Origin of the sequence: Nonomuraea salmonea (assembly GCF_042428605.1) — a bacterium.
GTDB lineage: Bacteria > Actinomycetota > Actinomycetes > Streptosporangiales > Streptosporangiaceae > Nonomuraea > Nonomuraea salmonea.
The window spans coordinates 1-16,080 of record NZ_JBHMCF010000059.1; the positions used below are offsets into that span (position 1 = coordinate 1).

General features: G+C 73.1%; 12 protein-coding genes. 3 read left to right on the forward strand and 9 right to left on the reverse strand.

The genetic code is table 11. The features are described from left to right. The 8 genes from ACFFR3_RS46910 to ACFFR3_RS46945 all read right to left on the reverse strand — a co-directional run. On the reverse strand, nt 1–1,160 hold a 1,160-nt coding region (locus ACFFR3_RS46910), incomplete at its 3' end, for a cytochrome P450 family protein (protein WP_379485282.1). A gap of 68 nt (nt 1,161–1,228) precedes the next feature. Next, complete coding sequence (locus ACFFR3_RS46915) at nt 1,229–2,515, reverse strand: TfuA-like protein (RefSeq protein WP_364385709.1); 1,287 nt, start codon at nt 2,513–2,515, stop codon at nt 1,229–1,231. Then, the gene (locus ACFFR3_RS46920) at nt 2,515–3,618 is read right to left on the reverse strand and encodes a YcaO-like family protein (protein WP_364385712.1); all 1,104 of its coding nucleotides are present in this window, start codon (nt 3,616–3,618) and stop codon (nt 2,515–2,517) included. Before ACFFR3_RS46920 ends, ACFFR3_RS46915 begins: the two co-directional genes overlap by 1 nt. A gap of 1 nt (nt 3,619) precedes the next feature. Continuing rightward, nucleotides 3,620–4,432, reverse strand: coding sequence for an ABC transporter permease (locus ACFFR3_RS46925; RefSeq protein WP_355425682.1), 813 nt, complete (start codon nt 4,430–4,432; stop codon nt 3,620–3,622). 2 nt (nt 4,433–4,434) lie between these two features. Beyond that, nucleotides 4,435–5,382 (reverse strand): ABC transporter ATP-binding protein, encoded by a 948-nt coding sequence (locus ACFFR3_RS46930; protein ID WP_345409115.1) that lies wholly within the window; start codon nt 5,380–5,382, stop codon nt 4,435–4,437. A gap of 145 nt (nt 5,383–5,527) precedes the next feature. After that, nucleotides 5,528–6,427 carry an aminoglycoside phosphotransferase family protein gene (locus ACFFR3_RS46935; protein ID WP_379485283.1) on the reverse strand — a complete coding sequence of 300 codons (900 nt, stop codon included), beginning with the start codon at nt 6,425–6,427 and terminating at the stop codon, nt 5,528–5,530. Next, nucleotides 6,414–8,126: an AfsR/SARP family transcriptional regulator gene (locus ACFFR3_RS46940; RefSeq protein WP_379485284.1), complete on the reverse strand. Its 1,713-nt coding sequence runs from the start codon at nt 8,124–8,126 to the stop codon at nt 6,414–6,416. The genes ACFFR3_RS46935 and ACFFR3_RS46940 overlap by 14 nt, the downstream gene beginning before the upstream one ends. A gap of 15 nt (nt 8,127–8,141) precedes the next feature. Then, nucleotides 8,142–9,227 carry an ATP-grasp domain-containing protein gene (locus ACFFR3_RS46945; protein WP_379485285.1) on the reverse strand — a complete coding sequence of 362 codons (1,086 nt, stop codon included), beginning with the start codon at nt 9,225–9,227 and terminating at the stop codon, nt 8,142–8,144. A gap of 373 nt (nt 9,228–9,600) precedes the next feature. Between ACFFR3_RS46945 and ACFFR3_RS46950 the strand changes: the two genes are divergently transcribed. Further along, nucleotides 9,601–10,788, forward strand: coding sequence for a PucR family transcriptional regulator (locus tag ACFFR3_RS46950; protein WP_379485286.1), 1,188 nt, complete (start codon nt 9,601–9,603; stop codon nt 10,786–10,788). Here ACFFR3_RS46950 and ACFFR3_RS46955 read toward each other — a convergent pair. Further along, nucleotides 10,785–14,309: a WD40 repeat domain-containing serine/threonine protein kinase gene (locus ACFFR3_RS46955; protein ID WP_379485287.1), complete on the reverse strand. Its 3,525-nt coding sequence runs from the start codon at nt 14,307–14,309 to the stop codon at nt 10,785–10,787. The two genes, ACFFR3_RS46950 and ACFFR3_RS46955, sit on opposite strands and share 4 nt — an antisense overlap. 98 nt (nt 14,310–14,407) lie before the next feature. Between ACFFR3_RS46955 and ACFFR3_RS46960 the strand changes: the two genes are divergently transcribed. After that, nucleotides 14,408–14,737, forward strand: coding sequence for a YciI family protein (locus ACFFR3_RS46960; protein ID WP_345409126.1), 330 nt, complete (start codon nt 14,408–14,410; stop codon nt 14,735–14,737). Next, entirely contained in the window at nt 14,734–15,996 is a 1,263-nt protein-coding gene (locus ACFFR3_RS46965) for an RNA polymerase sigma factor (RefSeq protein WP_364385731.1), read from the forward strand. Before ACFFR3_RS46960 ends, ACFFR3_RS46965 begins: the two co-directional genes overlap by 4 nt. The last annotated feature ends 84 nt before the right edge of the window (nt 15,997–16,080 follow it).

The following is a 16,080-nucleotide window of genomic DNA, read 5'->3' on the forward strand; positions in this document are numbered from 1 at the left end:
CCTTTCACGTCGAGTATCGCCCGGCCATATGTCGGGCGGGCAACCCCATCAATGTGGGTGCACAGCCGTACGGGCAGCCGGCGGACGCCGCGGACGAAAAGGTCGGGCGTCCATTCCAGATCGGCGGCGGACAGGGTGATGCCGGGATGGCGACGGAACAACGCGCGCACGACGGCGCGCAATTGCACGCGGGCCAGCGCGGCGCCGGGGCAGAAATGGATGCCGTGGCCGAAACCCAGGTGCCGGTTGGGGGCGCGGGCCACGTCGAACGCGTCCGGCCGCTCGAACACCTCCGGGTCGCGGTTCGCCGCCACGAGCATCGGCAGCACGGTGTCGCCGCGCGGGATCGTGGTGCCGCCGATGTCCACGTCGGCCAGCGCGTACAGCGGCCTGGCGTGTCCCACGGGGCCGTCGAAGCGCAGCATCTCCTCCACGGCCGCGTCGATCAGCTCCGGGCCGGCACGCAGCCGCGCCGCCTGGCCGGGGTGGCGCAGCAGGGCGAGCAGGCCGTTGCCGATCGCGTTGGCGGTGGTCTCGTCGCCGGCCAGCAGGAGCTGGAACACGCTGGACAGCAGTTCGGCCCGGCTGAGGTCACCCTCGATGAGCTGCGACATGAGGTCGTCGCCGGGGTGGGCGCGCCGCTCGGTGAGCGTCCGTTGCAGGTAGGCGATGTACTCCATGCCGTGCCGCCGGTCCCTGCCGCGCAGCATGCCGTCGCTCCAGCGGCGCAGCAGGGGCAGGTCCCGACGTGGGATGGCGAGCAGCTCGGCCATGATCAACGTGGGCAGGGGCAGGGCCAGCTCCTGGATCAGGTCGGTCTCCTCGTGGCCGTTCATGCGCTCGACCAGGTCGGCGACGTGGCGTTCGATGCGCGGTTCGAGTGCGGCCACCGCCCGTGCGGTGAACGCGGGCGCCAGCAGGCGGCGCAGCCGGGTGTGGTCGGGCGGGTCCAGGTTGACCACGCTCCTGCGGACCATCGGCAGCGGGTCGCGGTCCCAAGCACGGTGTCGTGCGGCCGACTCGGGCGGCAGCCGGTCGATCTGGCGGCCCAGCAGCGGGTCCGCGAGCGCGCGGCGCACGTCGTCGTACCTGGTCAGGTACCAGAACACGCGGCCGGTCGCGGGCTCGACGTGCCGGTACACCGGTTCCTGTGCCCGCATCGCGTGCAGGATCGGGTGCGGGTCCGCGGCGTGCGCTGCCGGGTCGAGTCGCCGCGGCGGCGCGGTCGTCACCGTGCTCCGCCGGGGGTCTTCACGTCCAGGGCGAAGAAGCGGGTGGCCGCGTGGCCGAGGTCCTCGACGCCGAGGAAGCCGCGGCGGGCCATCGCGACCTGGGGCGGGGTGCCGGGCCAGTGACGCAGGAACAGCCGGCCGCACAGCTCGGGCGGCGGGACGACCAGCCGTCCCCTGTGCTGCTCCGCGACCTCGTCGGCGCGTGCGACCACATCGGTCCATCGGTCCCAGCGGCCGGTGTCGCGCAGCCGCGTCATGACGGCCGGGCGCCAGTCGGCCGACTTCCAGAGCGGCCAGACCCGTACCATGACGAGCCTGAGCTGCTCCTTCAACGGCAGCGCCGCGCGTTCCTCCTCGGTGAACCAGACCGCCAGTTCCTTGGGCAGCCTCTCCGCCACGCCGAGCCAGGTGCGGGCGTAGTCCTCCAGGCTCAGGCCGTGCACGGCTGCGAAGTCCACCAGCAGGGTCGTCAGTGCCTGCTCGTGCAGGGCGGGGTAGTCGTCGTCGAACAGCCGCGCCGCCGTCAGCACGTCGAGGTCGGACATCCAGCGTCCCGGCGCGTACTCGCGCCGCGATCCCCACTTCAGCGCCTCGTTGTGGGTGATTCCGGTCAGCGCCGTGTCGTCGGGACGGATGGGTGCCGGGTCCTCGTCGCGGGCTCTGTTCAGGGCCTCCACCGCGTCCGAATGCTTGAGGTCCCAGTCGCCGGCCGCGATCTTGCTTCTGAGCGTGTGCAGGGCGTCCTGGTCGTCCGGTACGTCCCCGGCCAGCTCGTGCCAGGTCCGATGAGTGAACGGGCGGGCCTTGGCCGCCGCCAGGATCCGCTCGGCCGCCTCCTGCGGGACCAGGCCGGTCCTGGCTCCCTCGCGGCAGCCGTGCCGCAGGTTGACCATCGCGACCGTGCCCGCCGGGTAGCCCACCTCGGCGGGGCCGTGCAGCACCGCCACCTCGTCGTCGCCGTCGATCTCGCCGCCCGCGTACAGGTGGAAGATCGTGCCGACGCCGCGCATGCCGTACGAGCTCAGCTCGGCGGCACGCAGCGCGCCCATGCTGGCCGCGCCGATGACGCGGACGCCCTGCCCGAGCAGCCAGAGGATCTCCTTGTGGCCCACGGAGAGGCGTTCGCGGTAGTAGCCGTCGATGATGACCGCGGTGTCCCCCGGCGTCCAGGTCTCGGTGAACAGGTCGTTGCGGGCGACGGGCGGCCTGACCCGCGCGCCGGGGAGTGCGGTGCGGATCTCGCCGGCGGAGATCGTCGGGCCCGCGTAGACGACGTGACTCATCACAGCACCTCCGGGGAGACGCGGGCGCCCGGCGCCACCACCTTGACGACAGGGACGCCGATCTCCTCGCGGGTCAGGTCGACGACGAGGGGCGGGTGGCCGAAGGCCGCGGCGGACCGCTCGACCGCGTCCTCCAGGTCATCGGCCAGGGTGTCGTGCGCGCGCATGAGGGGGACGTCGTGCGACGGCTCGGAGCTCTCCCGCCGGGTGACGCCGTCGTGGAAGTCGGCGCGCAGGTCGTCGCGGGCCCCTGACACGTACGCCAGCCGCGCCTGCGCCGCCTCGGTGATCGCCCGGGTGAGCGCGATCTCCGAGCTGAGGTGGCAGCCGAACCCGAAGAACGCCGGCGGGTAGTCGTCGCAGCTGATCCTGGCCAGGAAGCACGGCAGCCCGGTCGGCGACGGCAGGTGCCTGACCTCGAGCCGTACGCGGGCCCGCGCCAGCGTGGCGCACAGCTCGTCCACGATCGGCGACCCCGACGTGCCCGGATCCACGCGGACCCCTCCTGTCGGGCCCGCGGCGGTGACCGCGTCCCGCTCGATCACCTCGTACAGGGCGTGCAGAATCGCTTCCGTCCGCGTGTTCCCGCTGGCCAGGCCGTTGCTGGAGGCGAGGAACAGCGGCGGGCTCCAGCCGGTGCCGCGCTCCAGCGTCAGCGCCACGGCGTCGCGCGGCACCAGCGTGGGCGAGCCGTCCTCCAGCGACGTGCCCGCCAGCCAGTCCAGCGGCAGGCCGTCGTGCAGCAGGCTCGGCGTGGCGGGGACGAGGGCGTGGACGTCGTAGCCGAGCCGGCATTCGCGCGGGGGCGCGGTGACGTCCGGCGGCAGGGATTGTTCGACGTGCCACAGCTCGATGGACTCCATGATCGCCGACAGTCTGGCCAGGTCGGGGGTGACGCCCTTGCCTTGGGAGACGGCGAGCGTGCGGGAGGCGGGCCGGATGGCCTGGAACGTCGGGATGCCCACGGTGTCGAGCCTGGTGATGTCGGCGACCCGGGTGACCCCGACCGCGCGGGCCGCCCGCCGGGCCATCGTCAGCGTGGCCGCCGGGTCGCGGGCGCGGTCGGTGCCGGGGAGCCGTACTTTGGCGTCAGATATCAGCATGTCAGAGGTTCCGTGCCCGGTTGAGCAGCGCCCGGCCGGCCACCGCGTACGTGACCACCGCGATCACCGCCAGCACCAGCAGGTTCACCCACGCGTCGGCGAACCCGAACAGCGCCGCGTCCCGCATCCCGTTGATCGCGTACGTCAGCGGGTTGACCATGGCGATCCACTGCAGCACCACGGGCATCTGGTCGACCGTGTACATCGACGGCGCGCTGAACACCAGCACCAGGATCGACACGTTCGACCCCACCATGAACGTCTGGAAGTCGGTGATCGTGATGGCCGCGGCCAGGTAGAGCCCGTTGAACGCGATCGCGGCCAGCGTCAGCGCCACCAGCAGCCCGGCCCAGCCCTCCGCCCCGAACGGCAGGTCGAAGATGACCACCGCGACGCCCAGCGCCAGCAGGCTCTGGCCCAGCACCAGCGACACCCCGGCCAGCAGCTTGCCGAGCAGGAACCGGGAGCGGCGCATCGGGTACGACCACAGCTGGGTCGCCACCCCGCTCAGCTCCTCCTGGAACAGCGCCACCCCCGAGGTGCCTGACGCGCTGACGATCGACATCGCCAGCACCATCGGCAGCAGGAAGACCGCGAACGGCAGCTGTTCGCCCCGGTAGGAGATGCTGCCGACCAGGTTGCTCAGCGAGGTGTTCACCAGCAGCAGGTACACCAGCATCGGCGCCAGGCTGAGGATGAGGTTGATGCGGTTGCGGGCCAGCAGCGCGTACTCGCGGTAGATCACCGCGAACAGGTCGGCGGCCCTCGGGGCCACGGTGGGCGGCGCGGTGGTGAAGGTGAGGTCGGCGGCCATGGTCAGCCCTCGTTCTCGGTCATGCGGAGGAAGACCGTCTCCAGCGAGTCCAGCGCGGTCGAGACGCCGCTGATCGCGATGTCGTGGTCCTGGCAGTGCCGGGTCAGCTCGGGCAGCATCTCCTTGGCGCAGGGGCCCTCGATGCGTACCTCGGTGTCCTCGGCGGTGGCGGTCAGCCCGGCGTTGCCCGCCCACGCCACCAGGGCGCCGCCCGCCGCGGCGTCGGCCAGGGTCACCCGCAGGTGCACCGAGCCGAACTCCTCCACCAGCTCGCGCGGCTTGGCGAAGCGCAGCACCCGTCCCTGGTTGATGACCATCACCCGCTGGCTGTTGCGTTCCAGCTCGTCGATGTGGTGGCTGGTCCACAGCACGGTCACGCCGTGCTCCTCGCGCAGCCAGGTCACGAACCGCTCGATCTGGTGGCGGCCCGCCACGTCGAGGCCGGCCGATGGCTCGTCGAGGATGAGCAGCTTGGGCAGCGTGATGAGGGCGCGGACGAGCTGCAGCCGCTGCCGCTGCCCGCCGGACAGCTGGAAGCACAGCTGCGGCAGCGCCTTGGCCACGCCGAGGAACTCGGCCAGCTCCAGCGCCCACGGCCGTACGTCCCGCCACCGCACGCCACGGAACCGGGCTGAGATGCGCAGGTTGTCCAGTGCGGGCAGCATCTCGTCGAACGGGGCGGTCTGGTGCATGGCCCCGATGCCGCTCTTGGCGGCCACCGGCTGGCGCACGGGGTCGGCGTCGAACACCTGGACCCGTCCTGAGGTGGGCGCGGTGACCCCGCAGATCATCTTGATCAGTGTCGTCTTCCCTGCGCCGTTCGGGCCGAGCAGCCCGATCGTCTCGCCCCGCGCGATCTCGAACGACACGTCGTCCACGGCCGGCGTCTCCATGCGCCGATACCGCTTGGTCAGCGCCTCGGCCGTCACCACGTCGCCCGACACGGCCATACCCGCCACCTCTCGTTGGTTGGGGTCGCGTTGTCGTGTCGAGTATCAGCGCGCTACGCAGGGGCGAGAAACCCCACGAATGTGGGCGTTTCACCTGCCGCCGGGTACGTCGGCTTCATCGTCGCCGAGACGGCCGCGCTGTGGCTCAGACGCCCTTGAGGACCCGTTCCAGTGCCGCGTGGCCCAGGGGGCCCCAGTGCGGTTTGCCGCCGGGGAGGCCGCGGTCGCCGTTCTGGCCCATCAGGATGAGGAAGAGGGACTTCATGGCCGCCAGGCCCCTGGCGCGGCGGATCGTCGCCTCGTCGGCTCGGGCGTAGGTGTCGAAGAAGCGGGCGGCGGTGCCGGCCGGGAGCAGCAGCCAGGCGGCGATGAGGTCCCAGGCCGGGTCGCCGGCGAACACGTCGCCGAAGTCGACGATGCCGGCGAGCGTGCCGTCCGCGACGACGACGTTCGCCGGGTGGAGGTCGCCGTGCACCCACATCGGCGGGCCCGTCCATTCACCGGCCGTGACGGCGTCGTCCCAGACGGCGCGGACGTCGGCGGCGATGCCGTCGAGGGCGTCGGCTTCCTTGAGCCAGCTCTCGAAGCCGCCCGTGCAGTCTCTGGGGTGGGCGCCGCGGTCGGTGGAGGTCGGCGCGTCCGCGGGGGCCTGGACGTGCAGGGCACGGAGGAAGCGGGCCAGCGTGTCGGCCGCGTCGGTGCCGCGGGTGATCGTGCCGAGGTCGAGGGGCTCGCCGTGCACCCACGTCATCACGGTCCAGTGCTTGGGGAAGCGCTCGGACGGCTCACCCGCCCGCACCGGGACCGGGATGGGCAGCGGCAGGGCCGGGGCCAGCTCGGGCAGCCACCGCCGTTCCTTGAGCTGGGGCTCCGGGGTGGTGTCCATGCGCTGCACGCGTACGGCCAGGTCGTCCCCGAGCCGCCACATCTGGTTGCCCCACCCGCCCGCCACCTCGCGGACGGGCAGCCCGGCGAGATCCGGGTGCTGGTCGCGCAGCAGGTCGCGGACCAGTTCGGCGGTGATCTCGATCTCAGCGTCGGTCATGCGAGGCCACCCTACTGAGTTCGGCGGCGTAAAGATGAGCAAGAGGGGACATCGTGTACGTCAGGGCGTGCGCGGCGACCTCCGCCGCCGGGTCGATCTCGGGCATCCGCAGCACGTTCGCCTCCAGCAGCGCCTCGATGACCCGCTCGCCCAGCGCCGCCACCAGCTCCTCATGGCTGAACGGCGGCCCCGGCAGCGCCCCCAGCGCGGCGAACGCCGCACCCCGGTAGCACTCCTCGAACCGCGCCCGCAGCGACACGTCACCGGCGGTGAACTCGTCCAGCACGTTTCCGGCCCGCGTCAGCCGCTCGGCGAGCACCCGCAACGGTACGTGCGGCAGCCGCGCGAACCGGCCCCCGAGCAGGCGCAGCGTCAGCGGGGAGCGCCCGTACCTCTCGAAGAGGGCGGTGAGCGCGGCCCGGCCAGCGAGCGTACGGTCGCGGCCGAGCTGCGCGGCCAGGAACGCGAGGCCCTCGGCGTCCGACAGCTCGCCCAGCCCGACGCGCGCCACCGACTCCAGCCCGCTCAGCCGGCTCCTGCTGGTGACCAGCACCCGGCTCTCACCGGAGCCGGGCAGCAGCCTGCGCACGCTCGACTCGTCGGGGGCGTCGTCGAGGACGAGCAGCACGCGGCGCCCGGCCAGCCAGGACCGCCACACCGAGGCCAGCACGTCCGCGTCGTGCACCCCGGCGGTGCTCACCCCCACGGATTCGAGGATCTCGTGCTGGACGTCGTGCGCTCCCCCTCCCCCGAGCGGGACCATCAGGGCGCCGTCGGGGTAGCCGGGGGCCAGGGCGTGCGCGACGTGGACGGCGAGCGCGGTCTTGCCGATGCCGGGCTCGCCGGTGATCAGGGTGACGGCGGCCGGTTCGTGCAGGATGCGGTGGATCTCTGGCTTTCTGCCGACGAAGTCGCCGATGTCCCGTGGGAGCTGGTCGGTCGTGCGGACGGCGGGTGCGGGGCGGGCGACCGTACCGGTGAGGATGTCCTGGTAGAGGCGCTTGAGCACCGGGCTCGGGTCGATGCCCAGCTCGCTGGCGAGGTGCCTGCGCAGCTCCTCGAAGTGCGCCAGCGCCTCGGACGCCCGCCCGCAGCGGGCCAGCGCCGTCATCCGCGCCGCCGCGATCCGCTCGCGGGCGGGGAAGCGCGCGGCCAGGACGTCCAGGCCGGCCAGGGCCTCGACGTGGTGGCCGAGCTCGATCTCCAGCTCGGCCCAGTCCTCCTGGACCGACAGGAACAGGTCGGTGAACCCGGCCACCTCCCGCGCCACCCCGGGCACGTGCGCGAACTCGGTCAGCGGCTGCTCCCGCCACAGGCCGACCGCCTCACCGAGCAGCTCGGCGGCCGTCGCCGGCCTCCCGCCGTGGATCGCGCCGCGTCCCGCTCTGGCCAATTCCTTGAAGCGCAGCAGGTCGAGCTCGCCGGGGGCGGCGCTGAAGCGGTACCCCCAGCCGTGGAAGCCGATCCGGCCGCCGGTGAGCTTGCGTAGCGCGGAGACGTAGACCTGCAGGTTCTTCCTGGCCGTACGCGGCGGGGTCTCTCCCCACAGCGCGTCGATCAGTTCGGCGGCCGGCACGACCGCGTTCGCCCGGCACAGCAGCAGCGCGAGCAGCAGCCGCTGCTTGCGCGCGCCGATGACGGCGTCGTGCCCGTCCACCAGGACCTGGAGCGGGCCGAGGATCGAGCAGTACAGGCTCATGTGCCTCCCCCGACGTCACCATGTCTCGCTGCCCAGCACGAGGAAGTCGAGCACGCCGCCGATCGGCGGCGGGGCGGCCGCGCGCAGCACGTTCACGTGCAGGGTCCTGACCATCGAGGCGGCGGCGTTCGTGAGCGCGCGGGTGCCGGCCTTGGTCTCGAACCAGCGCCAGTCGCCGTCCGCGTTCACCTCCAGGAAGACGACGTCCTCCGGGGTGAGCAGCAGGTCGAAGGCGCCGTACGTGAGCCCCCAGCCGCGCGCGAGCCGCCCCACCACCGCGGCGGCGCGCGGCGGGACCGGCATGCCCCGGACCGAGACGGCGGCCGGGTTCCGCCAGGGCGCGTCAGGCGACGGCTTGCTGACGGCGAAGGCGTGGAGGTCGCCGTCCAGGTAGTAGACGCGCAGTTCGAGGTCGTGCTCGACGTACTCCTGCACGATCACCGGGAAACCCGGCGGCCGGCGGCGCATGAGGGCCTCGCGGCCGACGACCTCGGCGAGCAGGCCCACCAGGTGGCCGGGCGCGGCCTCGACGAAGTGCTCGTCCAGCACCTTCACCACGAGCCTGTCCCCTTTCAGCGCCTCGGCGGTGCGGGGGTCGGTGGTGACGATCGTGCGCGGCGTGCGTACGCCGGCCGCCGCCGCCCCGGCCAGCTGCGCCAGGCGTCCCGCGCGATCGCCGCCCGGGAGGCCGGCGGGGGCGAGCGCGGCGAGCTGGCCGACCAGGGCCGACCAGGAGTCGGCGCCGATCAGCGAACCGGCGTACCCGTCCGGGATCGCTCTGGGCATCGGGCCGCGCGCCCACACGACGGTCGGACGGAAGGAGCGCCCTTCGAGGGTGACCAGGCCGTCGTCGAGGGAGATCGTCAGCGGGTCCCTCCCGCCGTCCGCCTGGGCGGCGTCGAGGCGTACGGAGGGCACGCCGAGCCGGTGCAGCACGGCCTGCAGCGCGGCGAACTCGCCTCTGGCCGCGCGGTCGGCGAGCACGACCCGCGACGCGCACTCCTCCTCCGGCAGCCACCGGACGGCGGCGGGCGACGGCGCGCGCAGGTCCACGGTGACCGGCGGCGCCGGCCAGGGCGGCCCGCCGCCCTGGCCTAACACTTTCTCCCCGTAATTGTTCGCCCGCCGAGCGTGAATGCCGGCGGCGGTTTCTGCGGCGAATGCGCCACGGCCATCCTCCAACGAACGACCGCCCTTAAAGCGGTGAAATGGACGTAATAAACAACGCGTTCCGACTGCGGTCAGGACGGGCGGCCCGCCTGCGGACAGGGTCTCAGCAGGGCGGCCGCCTGTCATCGTGAGCTGTGATGATCCTCACCTGGCCGCCGCCCGGCGGCTTGTCACAAGTGACAAGGCCATTCACCTGTTGTTTCTTCAGAAATACGCGGCGTGACGCCATTCCGGGCTTTGTCACCTTGCGCAATTACCGCCGGTCAAGTAAACCCATTGAGTCGGCCGTCGAGGAAGGCGAGAAATGGGCAGCCTGTTCCGCGCTTTACGCCGCCGTCTGGACGCCAACGCGCGGCGGGCGGTCGAGGTGTACACGAACGAGCTCGCCGACTACCGCAGCCTGGCCGCCGAGACGCGGGGCTCGGCCGCGATGCTCGACTTCGCGGTCAACCTCCGCCGCCGCACCATCGAGCTGGCCGCCGACGAGCAGCCGTTCACCGAGCAGGATCACGCGTACATGTCCTCGGTCGGGGCGACGCGCGGCGAGGTGGGCGTCTCGCTGGCGTCCCAGCGGCAGGTCCTGCTCCTGCACGCCAACCTGACGCTGCGCGAGATCCACGAGGCGGCCGGCCCCAACGACCTCTCCGACGTGATGTGCATGCTCGGCTGGGTCGCCTGCCACGGCCTCACCGCGCAGGACGCCTACACCCACGGTTTCCTCAAGGGCCAGGAGCGCTTCCTGCCGGCCGCGGCCAGGATCCAGATGCTCGCCGGCCTGCTCGTCACCGGCGAGCCCGCCGCCGCGCAGCTGGCCCGCGAGCTCGACCTGCCGCTGCCCGACCACTACCTGGTGACGGTCGCCCGCGTCGCCGCCGGCCCGCCCGACGAGCGGTGCCGCGACGAGGTCGTCAAGACCCTGCTGGCCGACCACTACCTGCCGCTGGCCTGGCACGAGCCGGACGAGTTCGTGGCGCTGGTGCCGTGCGACGGCGCCGACCCGATCGACGGTCAGGCGCCCGCGCGGTCACGGGCGCTGTCGGTGATGCGCGCCGTCGCCGAGCTGTGCGGCCCGTGCTCCGTCGGGGCGGCCCCCGGCCGGGTGCGCGCGCTGGCCGACCCGGTCGCGCTGGCCCGCCGCGTCTGCCAGGCGGCGCCGGTGGAGCGGATCCCGTCCCAGGTGTACGGGGTGGCCGACGTGTTCGTGGAGCTGGGCGCGGCCCAGCTGCCGCAGGTCGACCAGTGGCTGCGCGAGCTGACCTGGCGGCTGGCGAGCGGCCCCGACCTGGTGACCACGCTCGACTGCTACTACCGCAACGACATGAACCGCATGCGCACCGCCGTGGCCCTCCGCGTCCACCCCCGCACCCTGGACTACCGGCTGCGGCGGGTGCGCGAGCTGGTCGGCATCGAGCCCGGCTCGACGAGGGGCGTCCGCGTCCTCAGCACCGCCGTCACCCGCATCCTCGCCGAAGCCTGGCACGACCGCCCTTAGATGGCGCCGCAGACGTCCCGGTACGGCACGTCCTTCAGGTAGCGCCGCCATTCCTGGGTGGTCAGGGTGCGGCCCGCTCGGTCGCACACCTCCCTGGCCACGCCCTCCGGTCCGATCGGGATGCGGGTGATCGTGGCCGAGTGGTTGCCGGAGACGTACAGGGTCTGGTCGTCCTTGGTGAAGGCGAGCTGGTCGAGGATGTCGATCGGGAAGGAGGCGACGCGTTCGCGGGTGGTGACGTCCCAGAGCTGGACGGTGTAGACGTCGTTGAAGGTCTCGCCGATGGATCTCCCGATCAACGCCAGCAGGGCGCCGTCGTGGCTGAAGCGCATCGCCTCCACCTGGGCGTCGCTGGCCACGCGGAGTGCGGGGGGCAGCTCTGAGCCCTTCGTGAGGTCCCAGAGCTCGACTGTACGCGCGCCGAGGGCGAGCAGCGGGGCAGCGGGGCTGACGGCGACGACCAGGCCCGAGCGGCTGAAGCCGGGGCCGGCCGGCTTGCCGGTGGTGAGGTCGTAGATCGTGCCCGCGGCCGTCACCACCGCCGTGCCGTCCGGGGTGGGGACGATCGTTCCCGTGGCGGTGGCGAGGCGGTGGCGGGCCAGCGGGCGGCCGGTGTCGGCGGCGAGGACGACCAGCTCGTTGCGGGCGTCGCGCTGGCTCTGCTCCATGAGGGAGAGCACCAGCCGGGTGCCGTCGGGGGTGAAGGTCTTGGACAGGACGCCCTGCATCTTGGGCAGCGGGTGGCGCCACAGGCGCCGGCCGGTGGCGACGTCCCAGAGGGCGACCGAGGAGTCAGCGCCGTCGGCGGCCAGCCTCTTTCCCTGCGGGTCGAACACCGCACCGGAGGCGCCGTCGCTGCCGGACAGCGGCGGGCCGAGCCGGCGGGCGTCCCAGACGCGGACCGCTCCCCCGTCCTTGGCCGTGGCGGCCAGGCGGCCGTCCTGGGCGAAGGCGGCGACCTGGTGGCCGCCGGGGAGCCGGACCGAGGAGAGGCGGGAGCCGAGGTCGGCGGTGATGGTCGAGCTGTCGAGCAGGTAGCGGACGGTGCGGCCGTCGCGTTCCGGCCAGGCGTCCTCGGGCTCGCCCTCGGCGTGGTAGACGGCCAGCTCGTCGCCGGTGGCGGCGTCCCAGAGGTGCAGGGTACGTCCCTCGACGCCGAGCAGGCGGCGGCCGTCGGCGCTGAGGCGCAGGCGGGCTCCCGGCAGGTCCTCGGCGGCCGACGCCTGCCAGAACGGCCGGTCCTCGTCCGGCACCTTGGTCCCGGACGCGAGGTCCCACGCCTCGACGTCGCCGTTCGCGCAGAGCAGCCGCCTGCTGTCGGGCGTGAACGTCACCACCGACCCGCACCGCTTCGGCAGGCGGGTGTCCACGGTGAGGCCAGGCAGGCGGATCACCTTCAGCCCGCCCTGGTTCGTCTCCACCCCGGCGATGTAGGCGCCGGACGGCGCGATCGCCGGAGCGTGGTCGGCCTGCAGCCGCGGCCTGGAGGACGCGCCGGTCCTGGTGTCCCACAGGAGCTCCAGGGTGTTCTCGCGCATGATCGCGGCCAGGCTCTCGTGCCCGTCGAAGACCACGTGGACGCCGGGGCTGCCCTCGCCGACGCGGTGCTCGCGCAGCTTCCTGCCGGTCGCGGTGTCCCAGGCGGAGGCGGTCTGCCGGCTGACGACGACCAGCGTCCGCCCGCTCGGGCTGAGCGCCGCCGCCGTGGGCAGCGCCTTCATGCCGCCGGGCCAGCGCCAGAACGCGGTCTGCCGCTCAGTGGGGACGTCATAGACGCGTACGCCGTCCTCACCCGCGATGGCCCGGACCCGGCCGCTCGCCGACGACGCCGTGGCCGACACGCCCTTGGCGCCGGGGTCGCGGAAGACGCCGCTCTCCGGCATGGTCAGCGAGGACGTCAGGCTGCGCCGCGTGTCGGAGCCGGGGGCGAGCCGCCAGCCGGCCACGCTGAGCAGCATCGCCGTGGCAGGGTCGGTCGTGCGCAGCCGATCGGCCTCCGCCGCGACCTGCCGTCCTACGGCCTGGTCGCGCTGCGTGGCCACCACGCGGCTCTGCTCGGCCACCTGCCTGCCCTGCAGCACGGCGAGGCCGCCCGCAGCGAGCGCCACCACCAGCAGGCCGGCCAGCGCCGCCGTGGTCAGCCGCCTGCGGCGCACCCGCCGCCTGGCCAGGCCGGTGCCGGCGGCCAGGAAGTCGCGTTCGCGCGGGGTGAGGGTGATGTGCCGGCGTCCGGTGGCGGCCCAGGTCAGCGCCTGGTCCAGGCGGGTGCCCTGGAGCAGGTCGCCGTCCTTGCGGCCGTTGTCGTCCCAGTGGCGGGCGGCGTCGCTGATGCGGGCCAGCACGGCGAGACCGTCGCGGTCGCCGTCCACCCACAGGCGCAGGCGCGGCCAGGCGCGCAGCAGCGCGGGGCGCGACAGGCGTACCGCGTCGTCCTGCTGCGTCACCAGGTAGGAGAAGGCGTGCAGGATGTGCTCGATGGCCCTGACCTCGCGTTCCGAGCGGCCGGCGAGCAGGTCCTGCTTCAGCGCCTGGCGTACGGTCTCGTGGCCGTCGTCGGTCACCGTCACCAGGCGGAGGAAGATCCCGGCGGCCAGCTCCCGCTCGTCGGGGGTGAGCGCGCCGAAGGCGTCCTCGGCGATCGTGCCGAGCGCCGGATCGGCCTGCTCGGGCACGTGCACGCCCCGCGCAGCGCGGCTGCCCGCGTTCAGCAGCCCCTCGATGCCCGCGTTCCCGCCGCTGACCAGGGCGAGCAGGAGGTCACGGGCGGCGGGGCGGGCCGCCGGGTCCTTGTCCAGCGCGGCGGAGACCAGCGAGGCCAGCCGGGGCGGCAGCGCGCCCAGGTCGGGATGGTGCGACAGCACGCGGTGCATGACGCCGCCGAGGTTGTCGGCCCTGAACGGGTCCTCGCCCGTCGCGGCGAACACCATGATCGCGCCCCACGCGAACACGTCGGCCGCCGGGCCCGCGCGCTGCCCGGTGAAGATCTCGGGCGCCATGTACGTGGGCGTGCCCGCCACCTCACCGGTCTTGGTGAGCGACATGTCCTGGGTACGCGCGATGCCGAAGTCGATCACGCGCGGGCCGTCGGCACTGATCAGCACGTTGTCCGGCTTCAGGTCGCGGTGGATGACCCCGGCCTCGTGCACGGCGGTGAGCGCGGTGGCGACGGCGGTGGCGAGCCTGTGCAGGTCGTCGCCGGTGAACCTGCGGCCCCGCTCGACGACCTGGCGCAGGCTCGGGCCGGGGACGTACTCGCTGACGATGTACGGCCGCGCGCCCGACATGTCCGAGGCCAGCACCCGAGCCGTGCAGAACGACGCCACCCGCCGCGCCGCCGTCGCCTCTTTGGCGAACCTGTCGCGGTTCGCTGCGCTGTCGACCGCGTGCAGGACCTTGAGCGCGACCCGCCGCCCGTCGCCGTCGTAGGCGTCGTAGACGACGCCCTGGCCCCCCGAGCCGAGCCGCCCGGCGATCCAGTAGTCCCCGATGCGCTGCGGATCCCCGGCGCTGAGCGTTTCCACGGCGTGTTAGATGTTCACTCGGCCGACATGGTTCCGACGTGTCCGGAATGGCGGATGCCGTTCGTCATTAGGGTGAACCACGATCCGAGGAGCATGTGATGAAGTACATGATGTTCGTCTGCAACGACTCCCAGCCCGACACCGACAGGGAGAACCTGCCGGACATCGAGGCCTGGGTGGCCGAGAACGACGCGCGCGGGCGGCGGCTGCAGGGGTCGGCGCTGGCGCCGGAGTCGGCGGCGACCACCGTCCGGGTGCGCGACGGTGAGCTGATTCTCACCGACGGCCCCTTCACCGAGACCAAGGAGGTGATCGTGGGCTTCGACCTGCTCGAATGCGCCGATCTCGACGAGGCGATCGAGGTCGCCCGTACGCATCCGATGGCCAGGGAGGGCCGGCTGGAGCTGCGCCCGTTCATGGACCTGTGACGGCCCGACCTGTGACGCCCCTGGAGAGCGTGGCGGCCGAGGCGTACCCGCGCATCGTCGCCACGCTCATCCGGGTCACCGGCGACTGGACGCTGGCCGAGGACTGCGCGCAGGAGGCGCTGGTCAGCGCCGTGCAGCGGTGGCCTCGCGACGGTGTTCCCGGCAATCCGGGCGGGTGGCTGATGACGGTCGCGCGCAACCGCGCGATCGACACGGTGCGCCGCGCGTCGGTGGAGCGCCGCAAGCTGGAGGAGCTGGCCGCGCTCGCGGAGACGGCCGATCCCGTCATCGAGGAGGACGTCGTGGACGATCGGCTACGGTTGATCTTCACCTGCTGTCATCCTGCGCTGGCGCTGGAGGCGCGGGTGGCGCTGACGCTGCGGACGATCTGCGGGGTGCCGACCGCGGATCTCGCCCGGGCCTTCCTGGTCACCGAGCCGACCATGACCCGCCGTCTGACCAGGGCCAAAAGCAAGATCTCGGCGGCGCGGATCCCGTACCGGGTGCCGCGCGGACCCGCGCTCGGTGAGCGGCTGCCCGGGGTGCTGTCGGTGCTGTATCTGCTGTTCACGCAGGGCTACAACGCCGACGGCGAACCCGCGTTCGCCGAGGAGGCGATCCGGCTGGCGCGGCTGCTGCGGCGGCTGATGCCGGGACAGGACGAGGTGGCGGCGCTGCTGGCGCTCTTCCTGCTACAGCGCTCTCGGCACGCGGCCCGCCGCGACGCGGGCGGTGACCTGCTGCCCCTCGACCGCCAGGACCGCTCCCTCTGGGACCGCGAGGCCATCGCGGAAGCCCTCGCCATCCTGGCCGCCCTGGACGGGGGCCGCGACCGTGTCGCCGTGTGCGGTCCGTACGAGCTGCAGGCCCGGATCGCCGCCTGTCACGCCACCGCGCCGTCGGTGGCCGGCACGGACTGGGCGCGGATCGCGCGCTGCTACGACGAGCTGGCCCGCATCCGCTCCACCCCCGTCGTCGAGCTGAACCGCGCCGTCGCCCACGGCTACGCGCACGGCCCCCAGGCGGGCCTCGCGGTGCTGGCCGGCGCACGCGCGGGCGGCGAGCTGGACGGCCACCCGCTGGCTCTCGCCACCGAGGCCGACCTCACCGAAGAACTCGGCGACCACGACCGGGCCGCGGACCTGTTCCGCCAGGCCGCCGCCGTCGCCCACACCGACGCGGAACGCCGCGCCCTGCTCGCCCGCGCCGACGAGACGGCACCGGCACGTGCGGCCGGCTCAACAGGAGAGACCCCTTGACATCCTCCCCCTCGTCAACGAGGGGGATTCCCACGGTCGCCCGTGAGGGTTCCTGCTTCACAGCCGGTCGCCCCGTCCGAGAGG